Here is a 15,084-nt window from a genome sequence, read left to right as displayed (position 1 = left end):
GCCTACCAAGAAAACGCGTGCTTGCGTTAGGTGGAAAGAATATATGCAGGAAATAACTACAGAAGCTCAGTACACTATTGGGGAGAAGGAAACGTGTCTTACTGCCCTTATGGCTACTGCCCAGGCGCGCCCGTATGGTGTACTGTTTACCCGCCCGAAGAATTATGAGTGGATTAACGTTACCGCAGCTGAGTTTATTACTGAGGTTTATGATGTTGCGAAGGGGCTTATTAGTGCTGGTGTTCAGCAGGGCGATCGCGTGGCATTGTTGAGTGAGACTCGTTATGAATGGAATTTGTTAGATTTTGCGATTTGGGCTGCTGGCGCTGTTACTGTGCCGATTTATGGTTCTTCTTCCTTGAAACAAATTGAGTGGATCATTGAAGATTCTCAAGCTGTTTTTGCCATTACAGAAACCCGAGATCACACTGATTTAGTAAAACACCTCGAGTTGGGCGAAGATGGTACGCCTGCGTTGCAGGGATCTAATTCACAGTTGCGTCGGATTTTGGAGATCAATAGTTCGGCGGTGGAAACACTCAAGTTTGAGGGGCGTAGCATTGATAGTTCGGAAGTTGATGCGCGTATTGCCGCAACTAATTCCAGTGATCTTGCGTCTCTTGTATATACCTCGGGTACCACAGGTCGCCCTAAAGGGTGTCGATTAACTCATGCGAATTGGCTGGCAGAGGCACGTGCCGTGTTGACCAACCCTATTGGTGCCATTGCGACACCAGGTACTCGCGTGTTAACTTTCTTGCCGCTGGCTCATGTGTTTTCTCGGGCGGTGTCGTTGGCGGTGGCTATTGGCGGTGCGACGCAATCTCACTGGTCTGATTTTTCTACTATCTCCCTAGAGTTCCAACGCGCTAGACCAAACTTGATTTTGGGAGTGCCGCGTGTGTTTGAGAAGGTGCGCAATTCTGCAGCAACCAGCGCCTATGAGGATAGTTCACTCAAGGGAGCATTATTTATTCAGGCGGAAAAAATTGCCCAGGAGTATTCTAAAGCATTAGATACCCCAGAAGGACCTTCTCGTTTCCTCAAGCTCAAGCACGCTGCATTTGACAAGCTCGTGTATGCAAAAATACGTGCGGCAATTGGTAATTCGGTAAAATACTGTATTTCTGGTGGCTCTGCGATGAGCCCAGAGTTGCTCCATTTTTTCCGCGGCATCGGTGTGCCTATTTATGAAGGATATGGCTTAACTGAGACTACTGCTGCTGCTGCGGTTGATTTCCTTGACCAAAAGATTGGTACTGTGGGTAAGCCTGTGGGCGGCGTATCACTGAGAATTAACGAAAATGGTGAGATTCTCGTTAAAGGTAATGTCGTTTTTGACGGCTACTGGAATAATGAAGAAGCCACCAAAGAATCTTTCGACGGTGAGTGGTTTAATACTGGTGATCTTGGTGAGCTACTTGATTCTGGTCATTTGGTTATTACTGGTCGCAAGAAAGATCTGATTGTTACTGCTGGTGGTAAGAATGTATCACCTGGTCCTATGGAAGATGCTTTGCGCGCGCATCCGATGATCAGCCAGGCGATGGTTGTTGGCGATGGTAAGCCTTTCGTGGGATTGTTGATCACATTGGACGAGGAAGCTCTCAAACGGTGGCGTTTGGATCGCAATATCCCAGAATCTCGTTCGATTAGTGATTTGGCTACTGACCCTGTGTTGCGTGCAGAGATTCAAGATGCCGTGAATGCAGTTAATTCTACTGTTTCTCATGCTGAGGCAATTAAGAAATTCTACATTCTTGATAGGGACTTAAGCGAAGAGGCTGATGAGCTTACGCCAACGATGAAGGTAAAGCGTAATATCGTTGCGCGTCGTTATGCTGATGCTATTGATCATTTGTATAAGCGCTAACTCTGAATTAACTTATCTGCCAATAACGGCGAGCCGCCACCCAAACCTTGAAGAACTACTTTAGAGTTTTCTTTCGTAGAGAAGACGAGACTAAGGATATTTTCACATTCATCATAACTGGTTCTCATGGTGAATGGTTGGGAAGAATCAAGAAAAGGGGTGGCGCTGCCATGAAGGTACATGATGCAACACTGCGTCACCGTGAGCTTGTGCAAGAGATTTTTAATATCGGTGATGAAGTCGCCACCTATATTGAAAATCTTGCTGAGGCCATTGCGGATTGGGATGAAGAACTCGTCGAAGACTGCATCACAGAGTTCGAGGAAATTATTGCAGAAGCTAGTCAGGATTCCCGCACTATCTTGGCTGAGCTATATGGGCTAAACCAAGCACTTACTTCTGGTCTTGCTGCTGGTACTGTAGCACTTGGTGAGGAATCTTCCATTGCTCTTTTACCTACTCCTGTGCTGATTAACACGCATAGTTTGCGAGAGCGGTTTCCTATCACACAGTCACCGATTATCGTTGGTGAGCTAACTCAAGCTCTTGATTCTCGCACTGAACTGGTAAAGGAATATCTCGCCCATGTGACTCAGTGGGAACTGGGGCAGACAGAGTATGCGGCGCGGAATCCTGGCCTGAGTAACTTGCCGCGTTTGTATAACCGTACGCGTAATATGGTTCTTTCTGTTGGGCACGCGTGGTTGGCTGCTGTGGCTCAAGAGCACCCGCACTATGCTCGTACCATGCGCGGTAGCAATCCACCTCAATTCCTTAATGAGCGTGCACGCATTGATGCTATCGTCGCTAGAGTGCGTAGCAAGAAAAATAGTGTTGCTAGTGCTGACGCATCCTAGACATGGTGAGTAAATTCATGGTCGATTTCCCGCTTTTCGACGCCGTCTCAATTGATGAGCATACCCCTTTTGGACTCTATATCCATGTCCCGTTTTGTAGCTCAAGGTGCGGGTATTGCGATTTCAATACTTATACTCCTGGGGAGTTGGGGGCGCAGGCTTCTACTGAATCTTATCTTGATGCCTTAGAAAAAGAACTTGAATTAGCTGCGCATCTACGTGCCGACAAGGGCGATACTCGTTTGGTGCGCACAATTTTTATTGGTGGGGGTACGCCAAGTATGCTTGGCGCGGTTGGTTTGAGGCGGATTATGCGGGCAATTCGCAATAATTTTAGTATTTCGCCCGACTGCGAAATTACAACTGAGTCCAATCCGGAATCGACTTCGCCGCGTTTCTTCGATGAGCTTAAAGAAGCGGGTTTTACGCGTATTTCGTTGGGAATGCAGTCCGCGTCAGCACAAGTGTTAAAAGTGCTAGAACGCGCGCATACTCCTGGTCGTGCTTTTGCGGCGGCGAGAGAAGCACGTGCAGCGGGGTTTTCCCATGTCAATCTGGATATGATTTATGGCACGCCCACAGAGACAGATGCTGATGTTGCGCATACTTTAGAGCAGGTGCTTGCTACAGGTGTAGATCATGTGAGTGCTTATTCACTTATTGTGGAAGATGGTACGCGGATGGCGCGTAAGTTAAAAAAGGGATTGTTACCGCAACCTGATGAAGATACTTATGCTGATCGTTATCAGATGATTGATACGGCATTGCGTGGTCATGGTTTTGAGTGGTATGAGGTGTCTAATTGGGCGCAACCAGGTGGTCAGTGCGAGCATAATTTATGTTATTGGCGTGATGGTGACTGGTGGGGTGCCGGTCCAGGTGCGCATTCTCATATGGGGTCGGTGCGTTTTGCTCATCTCAAACATCCAGCTACTTATGCGCGTGCTGTGGCGCAGAATCAGTTGCCCATTGCAGATAGTGAATGGTTGAGTGCGCAACAGCGTCATGAAGAACGTGTGATGTTGGGTCTAAGATTACGCGAGGGCATTGATAAAGCTGAGTTGAGTGCTCGTGAATTACGTGTTGCGCAGAGTTTTGTTGAGCGTTCTTTGGTGCGTATTGATGACCGGGTAGCAGTAACTGATGCCGGGCGTTTGCTTGCCGACGGTATTATCGCTGACATACTCTTTGATGAGATAGATAACTAAATCGTGAGCTAGAAACCGGCAATACTAGGATCGGCAATAAGGGTAAAGGTAAGAGGAGGAACGATGGCATATTCAGCGCAGACAAGACGTAAACAAGTGTTGCAGGCGATTGTTGCTGATTATATTTCTTCTCAGGAGCCAGTGGGATCAAAGTCTCTGGTGGAGCGCTATAAATTTGGGGTTTCTTCTGCCACGATTCGTAATGATATGGCAGCGTTGGAATCTGATGGTTATATTGTTTCGCAACATACCAGTTCCGGGCGTATTCCTACCCAGAAAGCATATCGTCTTTTTGTTGATTCTTTGCATGAGGTGAAGCCTTTGTCTGTTGCCGAACGCAAGGCAATCCTGTCGTTTTTGGAAGATGGTGTGGATTTAGAAGATATCTTGCGACGTAGTGTGCAGCTTCTTAGCCAGCTCACCAGGCAAGTAGCGGTGGTGCAATTACCTAATCTCCATGTCGCTCGGGTAAAACATTGTGAGTTGGTATTACTGGGTGCTCATCGTTTGCTCTTGGTGCTTATTACTGATTCTGGTCGAGTGGAACAGCGCAATGTGGAATTAGTACAGGAATGTACCCAGCAGCAGGTTCATGTTATGCGCAATGTGCTCAATAGGGTACTTGGTGGTAAGACTCTTTCTGATGCGTCAGTATCGTTGACGCAACTTTTAGATCCCAGTTGCATAGAAGGCAGCGTGACTGTTGATATTCATCAGCACCTTGTTGCTTGTGCCACGGTGTTAATTGAAACTTTGGTAGAACAGCCTAATGATCGACTTATTCTCGCTGGTGCTTCGCATTTAACCAGAGCAAGCCATAGTTTTCCTCAAGGGCTACCGGCTTTGTTGGAGGCATTAGAAGAACAAGTTGTGGTGCTGAAACTTTTGGGTGCTGCTTCTGATTTGGGGCAGGTGAATGTGAGTATTGGTGATGAAAATGAGGACGAACATTTTAGTCAGACGTCGGTAGTTGCTACGGGCTATGGATTGCAAGGTCAGGCTTTGGGGGGACTGGGCGTGGTAGGACCGACATATATGGATTATTTGGGAACTATGTCTAAGGTGTCAGCCGTTGCACAATATGTTGGCAGGGTTTTGGACAATAGCGAGTAGTATATTATTTTTCTCTTGGCTAAAATACCTCGCCAGGAGTAGAACAAAATGAGAAAAGGAAGCTGTTAAAACACCGTGGCTCGTGACTATTACGCAATTCTAGGTATTGATCGTGGTGCAAGCGATAATGAGATTAAAAAAGCATATCGAAAATTAGCACGTAAGTATCATCCAGACGTTAACGATACAGAAGAAGCTGCCGAGCGCTTTAGTGAGATTTCTTTGGCACAAGAGGTGCTGTTGGATCCGCAAAAACGTCGTATTGTTGATGCTGGTGGTGACCCTATGGAGCAAGGTGGCGGCGCCGGCGGTTTTAGTGGCGGCTTTGGTGCTGGTGGCTTAGGGGATCTATTTGAGACTTTCTTTGGTGGTGGCGTTGGTAGTCGAGGTCCGCGCTCACGAGTACAACAAGGCTCCGATGCGCTGTTGCGTGCGCGTATTACGTTAGAGGAAGCCTTTAACGGTACGAAGAAAGAAGTAACTATTGACACCGCCGTGCTGTGTGATGAATGTACCGGTACTGGCTCGCAAACTAAAGCAAAACCAGTTACGTGTACTCAGTGTCAAGGTAGTGGTGAGATACAGAGTGTGCAGCGTTCTTTCCTTGGCAATGTGATGACTTCATCACCGTGTCCTAGCTGTTCTGGTACTGGTGAGGTTATCACTGATCCTTGCAGCAAGTGTGCTGGTGATGGTCGTGTTGCGGCAAGGCGTGATCTCAGCGTTAATATCCCTGCTGGTATTGCAGAGGGTATGCGCATTCGTATGGCTGGGCAGGGTGAAGTAGGTCATGGTGGCGGTCCTGCCGGTGATTTATTTATCGAAATATCTATTGAGCGCCACCCGGTTTTCCACCGTGATGGTGATGATCTGCACTTTAGCGTGAGCGTCCCTATGGTTGATGCAGCATTGGGTGTGGATTTTGAGGTAGAAAACCTCGCTGGAGAAAAAATTACTGTCACTGTTCCTGCTGGTACTCAACCTGGTGAGGATATCACTGTGGAAGGGCAGGGTATGCCGCGGTTGCGTCAGCAGAGCAGCGGCAATATGCACGCCCATATCAATGTGGTGGTGCCTAGCCATCTCGACGAAAAGCAGAAGAAACTTCTCGAGCAACTGCGCGGCACCAGTAAAGAGCGCACGGATGTGCATAAGCGCAAAGAGGATGAGAGCTCTTTCTTCGGCAAGTTCCGTAATCATTTCCGTAGGTAAAACTTCTGGTTGGCGTCGATAAGCGAGAAGGAGATTATGTGTCTTTGCCGGTTTTTATTCACGACCTAGAGGGCTATCTGAATGCCCTCGGCACTGAGGACGCGCAGGCGCGTACTCCTTGGGCGGTGTCTGTGGGGGAGCAGATAACGCTCAGTGGGGCAGAAGGTCGCCATGCCGTGAGTGTGAAAAGAATAAAACCTGGTGAGACTATTGAGCTTATCGACGGTGTGGGTACGCGTGCGCAGGTAGAAGTAAGCGCAGTGTCTGGCAAAGAACAGTTAAGTGGTGTGGTGCTCGCATATGAATATCAGAAGTTACCTGCTTTGCAGGTGAGTGTGGTTCAGGCGTTGCCTAAGTCGGAACGCAGCGAGTTGGCTGTGGATTTGCTGACCCAAGGCGGGGCAGATGAGATTCTGGCATGGCAGGCACATCGTTGTATTGCTAAATGGCAGGGGGCAAAGACCCATAAAGCGGTGTTGAAATGGCAGCAAAGCGCAATAGCTGCAGCTAAGCAATCCCGACGGGCACATATCCCTAAGGTCAGTGGTCCTTTTTCCACCACAGAAATAATTGATTACCTCAGTGTTGCTGGTCGGTTTGATATGGTCGTGGTGCTCCATGAGGAGGCAACGGTGGCTTTTCGTAGTCTAGAGTTTGGGGAATCTGGACGCGTGGCACTCATTATTGGTCCAGAAGGCGGGATTACCGATCAGGAGTTGGAACAATTCCATGCTGCTGGTGCTACCTCAATCAAATTAGGGGCAGAAGTGCTCAGAACGGCAAGTGCTGGCATGGTAGCGCTAGCCGCCATTGGGGCACGGAGTTCGCGCTGGTCATGATGATCTTATGTGGATAAGACCTGAATGGATGGTGTACGCGTGGAAAATACTGCACAATGAGCACAAGCGCAATATGATGGAAGTGCAGTCAAAGTGCATGAGTGTATGAGTGCATGAGAGTACACAAACAGTTATGTATGGTAGTGCAGAGAAAACTAAGAAAGTACATGGTGAACCTATAGTGGCGCACACTGAGTATGCAACGCGAACAGTTGAAGTAGATCCTGCTCATATTCATACGATATTGGGTATCAATGATGAGAACTTAAAAACTCTAGAAAACCAACTGGACTGCAATTTTGTTGTCCGTGGCACCAAAATTAGCGTCATTGGTAGGGAACATGAACTAGCCCGCGCACTGACAGTGCTCAAAGAACTGCAAGCTATTGCCCGGCGTGGTCATGTCATTAGCCCTGATTCAGTCAAGCATGCTATTAGCATTGTCACCACTCAAGCGCCACAATCATTTTCCCAAGCTCTAGCGCATGATATTATTCGTCGGCGTGGGAAAGCCGTTCGTCCTAAGACCTATGGCCAAAAAGAATATGTTGATGCCATTGACGAGAACACCATCACATTTGGGCTTGGTCCTGCTGGTTCTGGTAAAACATATTTGGCAATGGCAAAAGCGGTGCAGGCTTTGCAATCAAAGCAGGTCAATCGCATTATTTTGACTAGACCTGCGGTGGAGGCGGGGGAAAAATTAGGATTTTTGCCCGGTACACTCAATGACAAAATTGATCCTTATTTGCGTCCTTTGCATGATGCACTGCGCGATATGGTTGATCCAGAGGCGATCCCGAAAATGATGGAAGCGGGAATTGTTGAGGTAGCTCCGCTGGCTTATATGCGTGGTCGTACCCTCAATGACGCATTTGTCATTTTGGATGAGGCACAAAACACCACCCCTGCTCAAATGAAAATGTTTCTTACCCGCTTGGGGTTTGGTTCCAAAATGGTCGTGACCGGCGACATCACCCAGGTCGATTTGCCTACTGGGCAGAAGTCCGGTTTGCGCCTTGTACGTCATATTTTGCGTGGTGTACCTGGAGTGCATTTTTCTGAACTTTCTAGCCAGGACGTCGTCCGACATCAGCTTGTTGGTCGCATTGTAGAGGCATATGATCATTATGAAACTCAAACGCAACAAGACCAAGACCAAAATCAGAACACTACGCCTAAGACAGGGAGTACACAATGAGCATTGAGGTAGTAAATGAATCTGGTTTTGCTGGTGTCAACGAGCAAGCGCTTATCGACGTTGCCACCTTCGTTCTTGGCGAGATGGATGTTCACCCTCATGCAGAAGTAGAACTATCATTAGTGGATCTAGACACTATGAGTGACTTGCATATGCGCTGGATGGGGTTGGAAGGTCCTACTGATGTGATGAGTTTTCCGATGGATGAACTCACTCCTGGGCGAGGGAAACCACATGGAACAATGACTGAGCCTGCGGAAGAGCAAGAGGGGACAATTCTGGGCGATATTATCCTTTGCCCAGAGTTCGCCGAGCGCCAAGCAGAAAAGGCTGGTCATGATTTAGGTCACGAACTGGTATTATTGACCACTCATGGTTGTTTGCATCTGTTGGGCTATGATCACATTGAACCAGACCAAGAACAACAGATGTTTGCATTGCAGAATGAATTACTGCGCGATTGGTATGCTGATTGCCAGCGTCGTGGTGTGAGTTATCAACCAAAGCCTAGTGGAGCAGGGGCTTTTCCTTCTGCAGCTGATCGGGCGCAATTAGACTTGTTGGTTCCTGGCGGCGGTATTCCTGCTATTGCACAACCACGTGAGCATGACGAAAATAGTGAATAAGGTGGCTAATTAGTGAGTCCGTTTATCGCGGCATTGATTATTTGCGCAGCGCTATTGCTGTCTGGATTAGTAAGCACTATCGAAACTGCACTGAGCACTATTTCTGTTGCCCGTGTGGAAAATATGGCAAAAGAAGAAGGCTCACACGCTGTGCGACGTTTACTGCGCATGGTGCGTCGGCGAGGTGAATACATCAACTTGTTGGTGCTTGGGCGCACGATTCTAGACACCACAGCTGCTGTTTTTGCTGCATTGCTCGTCTACCATTTGATTGATACCTCTACCTGGGCATTAGTGATAGCTATTGCGGTTATTTCTCTGGTGAGCTTTGCGATTATCGGGGTGTTTTCGCGCACTGTCGGGCGCAAAAATCCGTATTCCATCTCGCTTGGTTCTTCCTTAGTGCTGTATATCTTCGGCACTATTTTTAGTCCTTTTTCTCGGTTACTCATCCGCATTGGAAACACTATTTCTCCTGGTGGCGATAAGGGCGATCCTTATGCCTCCGAGGTTGAGCTGCGCGAGCTCGTCGATAAGGCGCAACAGCAAGGCGTGGTGGAAGTAGAAGAACGCAGGATGATTCAATCAGTTTTTGATCTCGCGTCTACTACTGCGCGTTCTGTGATGGTTCCGCGCCCAGAAATGCTCTGGATTGAATCAGGTAAAACGGCGGGTCAGGCAACAAGTTTATGTGTTCGTTCGGGTCATTCTCGTATTCCGGTGATTGGTGAGACAGTGGATGATATTCTGGGCGTGGTATATCTCAAAGACCTGGTGGAGCGCACGTATTATGCCACCGACGGCGGGCGTAGTGTAACAGTAGACGAGATTATGCGCCCGGCTATTTTTGTGCCGGACTCAAAAAATCTGGACGCTCTTTTGCAGGAAATGCAGCATGATCGTAATCACATTGCCATGCTTGTCGACGAATACGGTGGCATTGCTGGGCTGATTTCCATTGAGGATATTCTCGAAGAAATCGTCGGTGAGATTGCTGACGAATATGATGAGCTTGAGGTTGCCCCAATTGAGCCGTTAGCACTTGAGGAGACTGATAGTGTGGCTTCTGCTGCGGGCAGTATGGCGTATCGGGTGGTGTCGCGGTTATCGCTTGATGATCTGGTAGAGCAGATTCACGAAGATCATGGAGATGAGGGAATCAACATTGAGTTTGATGAGGAGATACGCAACCAAGTAGATACTGTTGGTGGGCTTTTGGCATATGAGCTTGGTCGAGTGCCGCTACCAGGTACTACAGTGCGTATGGGGATGTTGGAGTTGAAGGCTGAAGGCGGTCGTGATCGTCGTGGGCGAATCCGAATGCAGTCGGTTGTGGTCACGCTCTTGACACCAGAACAAGAGCAAGAGGAACATACAGGTGCTATGCACGCGGTCGACACGGCAGATACTGCGCCCGCGGCAGAGGATAACTAATTTTTTAAGAAAAATTTATCAGGATAAGACAGGATAAGAGAAGATAAAGATATGAGTATTCTTTCTATACAATCTCACGTCAGCTATGGTCATGTGGGTAATTCTGCTGCAGTATTCCCATTGCAAAGAATTGGCTATGAGGTATTACCGGTTCACACTGTGAACTTTTCTAATCATACTGGTTATGGCCAGTGGGGCGGAGAGCTTATCCCTGCAGCTCAAGTGCGTAGTGTTCTTGAGGGGATTGAGGCACGTGGTGGCTATAGCGATATCGATGCGGTGCTATCGGGTTATCAAGGCGGTAGTGATATTGCTGATGTGATTATTGAGGCAGTTGAGCGGGTGAAAGAGGTGAATCCACGCGCGGTGTATGCGTGTGATCCTGTTATGGGCAATGCGAAGTCAGGGTGCTTTGTCTCGGATCTTATTCCACCGCTATTGCGTGATCGGGTGGTGCCTATTGCCGATATTATTACTCCTAATCAATTTGAGTTGGAGTATCTCACTGGTGTGGCAGCGCATGATTTAAGCAGTACGCTCAATGCTATTGAGGCGGCTCGTAAAATTGGCCCGGATACTATTTTGGTTACCTCGGTGTTGCGCCCTGATCGTCCTGATAACACTGTGGAGATGATTGCTGCTAATGATTCTGGTGCGTGGAAAGTACAAACACCATTTCTAGATTTTAAGCGCAATGGTTCCGGTGATGTGACGGCAGCGTTGTTTACTGGGCATTATGTGCGTAGCAATGATGTTGCTGATGCCTTAGCCCGTACCGCATCGAGTGTATTTGATTTGATTTCTGACACCTTTGCTGCCGACGCACGCGAGCTTACTCTTATTGACTCGCAGGAGCGTTTTGCTCACCCTGAGATGCAATTTGGTGTGGAAAAAATCGCGTAGTTGGTGCAAGTTTGTCAGCTGTAGACGCTAGTTGCTGTTGCTGGTGTGTTAGGCTGAGGAAAATAATTGATGGTGGAATGTTTGCGTGCTTGTGCTGTTGTGCTCAAACTATATCCCTAATGTTGTGAAGGAGTCAGGTGTCGTACACCGAAGTGCCAGCAGATTTCCGTTCTGGTTTTATTAGTTTTGTGGGTCGTCCTAATACTGGAAAATCCACTCTTACCAATGCTTTGGTAGGGCAGAAAATTGCTATTACTGCCAACCAGCCCGAAACAACTCGTCACCCTATTCGTGGTATTGTGCACCATGAAAAGGCGCAGATTGTCGTCGTTGATACGCCGGGGTTGCACCGTCCTCGCACATTATTGGGTGAGCGTCTCAATGAGGTGGTTAAGGATACGTATGCCGATATGGATCTCATTGGGGTTACTATTCCTGCAGATGAGAAAATTGGTCCTGGTGATCGTTGGATTATTGAGTCGGTGCGTCGGGTAGCGCCTAAAACAAAGCTCATTGGGATTGTTACCAAAATTGATAAGGTATCGCGGGATCAGGTTGGCGAGCAGCTTATTGCTGTGCATGAATTGCTTGGTTCGGATAGTGAAGTGGTGCCGGTATCTGCGGTGACTGGGCAGCAGCGTGATGTGCTGATCGACGTTATCATCTCTCAGTTGCCCCAAGGCCCAAAGTTCTATCCTGATGATCACATTACTGACGACGATACCGAGACTCGTATTGCGGAGCTGATTCGTGAAGCTGCATTGCGTGGGCTCAAAGATGAATTACCGCACTCTGTGGCGGTGCAGGTTGATGAGATTCTTCCCGATGATGATCGCCCCGGTACGCTTAATGTTCATGCGGTCATTTATGTGGAGCGACCTGGGCAAAAGACCATCATTATTGGTAAGCAAGGGCGTCGATTATCGCGTATTGTCTATGAGGCACGTCCTGAGATTATGAAACTCCTTGGGCAAAATATCTATCTTGACCTGCGTATCAAAGTGCTTAAGAATTGGCAGGGGGATCCGAAACAGCTAGGTAGATTAGGGTTCTAGTGGTTGCTCGTGGTCAATCTTATCGAGAGCGTGCTTTTGTGGTGCGCTCTTTTGATTTTAATGAAGCGGATCGCATTATTGTTTTGCTCACAAAAAATCATGGTCTTATTCGTGGCGTAGCCAAAGGAGTACGTCGAGCAAAAAGCAGGTTTGGTTCTAGACTGCAACCTTTTGTAGAGCTTGATGTCCAGCTGTACCCGGGTAAAAACCTTGAGTCCATAACTGGGGCAGATACTATTACGTATTTCGGCTCAGGCATTATCGACGATGTGACGCGGTATTTAGCAGCTAGTGCGGTATTGGAGGCCGTCGAAAAGCTCAGCGAAGCAAGTTTTGCTGAGGAAGAATCCCTATTCGATCTGGTCAAGGATACGATTGCCACATTACAGCACCATGAACATCCGTTATTGATTCTGGATAGTTTTTTACTGCAGGTTATGGATATGACTGGCTGGCAGCCAAGTCTTTTTGCTTGCGCGCAATGTGGGCGGGCTGGTCCGCATCATGCTTTTCATCCCGGTGCTGGGGGTGCGGTGTGTGTGCAGTGTCGTCCGAGTGGTGCGGCAGATATCGATCCAGAGGTTTTGCATATTATGTGGCTATTGCAGCATGGGCACCAGGGGCAGGTAGATCAGTTGCTCGACAAACAACGTTTGGCTAGTGTACATCGACTTACGCGTGCCTATTTGCAGTGGCACGTCGAAAAAAGTTTGAGCAGTCTTAATGTTTTGGATCAAGCGTAGTGCACGCCATAATCGAGCTAACTAGCCAGGCGACTAGGAAAACTGGCACAATAGGGTGCTGTGAGTAATGCACCTGAGATAACACAGCCTGACAGGGCACAGCCGCCGCATATTCCTAGCCAATTTTTACCACAGCATATTGCACTTGTGATGGACGGCAATGGTCGGTGGGCACAAGAACGTGGTCTGGCTCGTACGGAAGGGCACAAGCGTGGTGAGGCTGTGCTGCTGGAGATGGTGCGTGCGTGCCTGGAATTGGGCGTGCCTTACTTATCTGCTTATGCTTTTTCCACAGAGAATTGGCGCAGATCTGCTGAGGAAGTTCGTTTCCTCATGGGGTTTAACCGTGATGTGCTCAGGAGGCAACGCGATATTCTCCATGAATGGGGAGTGCGGATTCGTTGGGCAGGCAGACGCCCACGGTTGTGGCGCAGCGTAATCCGAGAGATTGAACAAGCCCAACAGCTCACGCAGCATAACACAAAGATGACGCTGACCATGTGCATTAACTACGGTGGTCGAGCAGAGATCGTCGACGGCGTGCGTGAGATTGCTCGGCAGGTGGCGGCAGGTGAGCTGAGCGTGGATGCGATTAGCGAGAAGAACTTTCCCCAGTTTTTGTATCAGCCGGATATGCCAGATGTGGATTTGTTTTTGCGCCCTTCGGGAGAAAAGCGCACCTCGAACTTTTTGTTATGGCATAGTGCGTATGCGGAAATGGTGTATCAAAATAAACTGTTTCCAGATTACACAGCAGCTGATCTCTATGATGCGGTATTAGAATATGCGCAGCGTGATCGCCGTTTTGGGGGTACTAGCAAATGAGCGGTGTGCAGGATACAAACCATAACTATTCGGGAGATGGTAAGCGATCTGAGCACCCAAGATCGCAGTCGCAGCCTAGTGCCAAGCAGATTAGGCGTTGGCAACAGTATCTTGCTAATGAACGTGCCGAAGCAGCAGTGTATCGGGAGCTGGCAAAGCACAAAGAGGGCGAAGAAAAAGACATTTTGCTGAGCATTGCGGATGCTGAGGCGCGCCATGAGCAACATTGGCGAACATTATTGGGTGATGAAGTGGGGTTTCCGCGCCGTCCCGACTTATCGACGCGTTTTCTGGGGTTTTTGGCGCGCAGATTTGGTTCGGTTTTTGCTTTGGCGATGATGCAAGCCTCGGAAGCCCGCAGCCCTTATGGTGCTGACGACGATGCCACAGAACAAATGCGTGCTGATGAAGCCATCCATGCAGAGGTGGTGCGCGGTTTGGCTGCCCGGGGCAGGGAGCGCATGAGTGGTAATTTCCGTGCTGCGGTTTTTGGCGCCAATGATGGTTTGGTGTCTAATTTGGCGTTGGTGTTGGGGGTGATGGCCAGTGGTGTTTCCTCTCATATTGTGCTTATCACGGGGATATCTGGGTTGCTTTCTGGAGCATTGTCGATGGGGGCGGGGGAGTATATTTCAGTAAAAAGCCAGAATGAATTATTGGAGGCTTCGACGCCTCATCCAGAGACTACAAAAGCGGTGCCGCAGCTTGATGTGGATGCTAATGAATTAGCGTTGGTATATCGTGCTCGTGGTATGAGTGAAGAATCTGCTCAAGAAAAAGCTGATTCAGTTTTTGCTCATTTGGCTACTATGCAGAACTCGGCGCATAATAGCGCGGAACATATGGCTGCCGTGGATATTGGCTTGGCTACGCATACAGCAGCTAATACAGGTGGGGCGTGGTCGGCAGCAGTGTCGAGTTTTTTGTGCTTTGGCACTGGCGCTCTTATTCCCATTATTCCGTTTATTTTGGGGCTTGGCGCACCGACGGCAGGAATATGTGCTTTGGTTTTGGTGGGTTTTTCTTTGATGATAACGGGGGCAATTACGGGTATTTTGTCTGGTAAACCTCCGCTCAAGCGAGCTATGCGACAGCTACTCATTGGGTTTGCTGCTGCTGGGGTGACATATGCGCTCGGTTCGATTTTCGGGGTTAGCGTCGCTTAGCTAAACTTAAGCACAGATAGCTGATAGCT

Annotated in this window: 14 protein-coding genes; all 14 read left to right on the top strand. The window is 48.5% G+C overall.

Annotated features, from left to right (window positions below; genetic code table 11):
• The first annotated feature begins 43 nt into the window (after window positions 1–43).
• Window positions 44–1,873 (top strand): long-chain fatty acid--CoA ligase, encoded by a 1,830-nt coding sequence (locus tag EML15_RS02740; RefSeq protein WP_144273465.1) that lies wholly within the window; start codon window positions 44–46, stop codon window positions 1,871–1,873.
• A 170-nt stretch (window positions 1,874–2,043) separates the two neighbouring features.
• Window positions 2,044–2,730, top strand: coding sequence for a hypothetical protein (locus EML15_RS02735; RefSeq protein WP_144273302.1), 687 nt, complete (start codon window positions 2,044–2,046; stop codon window positions 2,728–2,730).
• 17 nt (window positions 2,731–2,747) lie between these two features.
• Window positions 2,748–3,938: a radical SAM family heme chaperone HemW gene (gene hemW / locus EML15_RS02730; protein ID WP_246846891.1), complete on the top strand. Its 1,191-nt coding sequence runs from the start codon at window positions 2,748–2,750 to the stop codon at window positions 3,936–3,938.
• A gap of 63 nt (window positions 3,939–4,001) precedes the next feature.
• Window positions 4,002–5,051 (top strand): heat-inducible transcriptional repressor HrcA, encoded by a 1,050-nt coding sequence (hrcA, locus tag EML15_RS02725; RefSeq protein ID WP_144273300.1) that lies wholly within the window; start codon window positions 4,002–4,004, stop codon window positions 5,049–5,051.
• 75 nt (window positions 5,052–5,126) lie between these two features.
• Window positions 5,127–6,263: a molecular chaperone DnaJ gene (gene dnaJ / locus EML15_RS02720; protein WP_144273299.1), complete on the top strand. Its 1,137-nt coding sequence runs from the start codon at window positions 5,127–5,129 to the stop codon at window positions 6,261–6,263.
• A 38-nt stretch (window positions 6,264–6,301) separates the two neighbouring features.
• Window positions 6,302–7,102, top strand: coding sequence for a 16S rRNA (uracil(1498)-N(3))-methyltransferase (locus EML15_RS02715; protein WP_255455972.1), 801 nt, complete (start codon window positions 6,302–6,304; stop codon window positions 7,100–7,102).
• A 133-nt stretch (window positions 7,103–7,235) separates the two neighbouring features.
• Window positions 7,236–8,303, top strand: a complete 1,068-nt coding sequence (locus tag EML15_RS02710; protein WP_144273298.1) for a PhoH family protein — start codon at window positions 7,236–7,238, stop codon at window positions 8,301–8,303.
• Window positions 8,300–8,929, top strand: a complete 630-nt coding sequence (gene ybeY / locus EML15_RS02705; RefSeq protein WP_144273297.1) for an rRNA maturation RNase YbeY — start codon at window positions 8,300–8,302, stop codon at window positions 8,927–8,929. Before EML15_RS02710 ends, ybeY begins: the two co-directional genes overlap by 4 nt.
• A 12-nt stretch (window positions 8,930–8,941) precedes the next feature.
• Entirely contained in the window at window positions 8,942–10,363 is a 1,422-nt protein-coding gene (locus tag EML15_RS02700) for a hemolysin family protein (RefSeq protein WP_144273296.1), read from the top strand.
• Window positions 10,364–10,414: 51 nt separating this feature from the next.
• Window positions 10,415–11,266, top strand: coding sequence for a pyridoxal kinase PdxY (pdxY, locus tag EML15_RS02695; RefSeq protein ID WP_144273295.1), 852 nt, complete (start codon window positions 10,415–10,417; stop codon window positions 11,264–11,266).
• A 137-nt stretch (window positions 11,267–11,403) separates the two neighbouring features.
• Window positions 11,404–12,321: a GTPase Era gene (gene era, locus EML15_RS02690; RefSeq protein ID WP_144273294.1), complete on the top strand. Its 918-nt coding sequence runs from the start codon at window positions 11,404–11,406 to the stop codon at window positions 12,319–12,321.
• Complete coding sequence (gene recO, locus EML15_RS02685; protein WP_144273293.1) at window positions 12,321–13,064, top strand: DNA repair protein RecO; 744 nt, start codon at window positions 12,321–12,323, stop codon at window positions 13,062–13,064. Before era ends, recO begins: the two co-directional genes overlap by 1 nt.
• Before the next feature lie 78 nt (window positions 13,065–13,142).
• Window positions 13,143–13,889 carry an isoprenyl transferase gene (locus EML15_RS02680; protein WP_144273463.1) on the top strand — a complete coding sequence of 249 codons (747 nt, stop codon included), beginning with the start codon at window positions 13,143–13,145 and terminating at the stop codon, window positions 13,887–13,889.
• On the top strand, window positions 13,886–15,055 hold the full coding sequence (locus EML15_RS02675; RefSeq protein ID WP_144273292.1) for a VIT1/CCC1 transporter family protein: 1,170 nt from the start codon (window positions 13,886–13,888) through the stop codon (window positions 15,053–15,055). The genes EML15_RS02680 and EML15_RS02675 overlap by 4 nt, the downstream gene beginning before the upstream one ends.
• The last annotated feature ends 29 nt before the right edge of the window (window positions 15,056–15,084 follow it).

This window comes from Corynebacterium sp. sy017, assembly GCF_017918135.1.
Lineage (GTDB): Bacteria > Actinomycetota > Actinomycetes > Mycobacteriales > Mycobacteriaceae > Corynebacterium.
This window is presented reverse-complemented; position numbering and strand designations above follow the sequence as displayed.

Excerpts from the sequence above, each read along its gene's own strand:
- EML15_RS02740 (WP_144273465.1), top strand. The coding sequence starts at position 44 with ATGCAGGAAATAACTACAGAAGCTCAGTACACTATTGGGGAGAAGGAA.
- EML15_RS02735 (WP_144273302.1), top strand. The coding sequence starts at position 2,044 with ATGAAGGTACATGATGCAACACTGCGTCACCGTGAGCTTGTGCAAGAG.
- ybeY (WP_144273297.1), top strand. The coding sequence starts at position 8,300 with ATGAGCATTGAGGTAGTAAATGAATCTGGTTTTGCTGGTGTCAACGAG.
- hemW (WP_246846891.1), top strand. The coding sequence starts at position 2,748 with ATGGTCGATTTCCCGCTTTTCGACGCCGTCTCAATTGATGAGCATACC.
- EML15_RS02675 (WP_144273292.1), top strand. The coding sequence starts at position 13,886 with ATGAGCGGTGTGCAGGATACAAACCATAACTATTCGGGAGATGGTAAG.
- EML15_RS02710 (WP_144273298.1), top strand. The coding sequence starts at position 7,236 with ATGTATGGTAGTGCAGAGAAAACTAAGAAAGTACATGGTGAACCTATA.
- hrcA (WP_144273300.1), top strand. The coding sequence starts at position 4,002 with ATGGCATATTCAGCGCAGACAAGACGTAAACAAGTGTTGCAGGCGATT.
- pdxY (WP_144273295.1), top strand. The coding sequence starts at position 10,415 with ATGAGTATTCTTTCTATACAATCTCACGTCAGCTATGGTCATGTGGGT.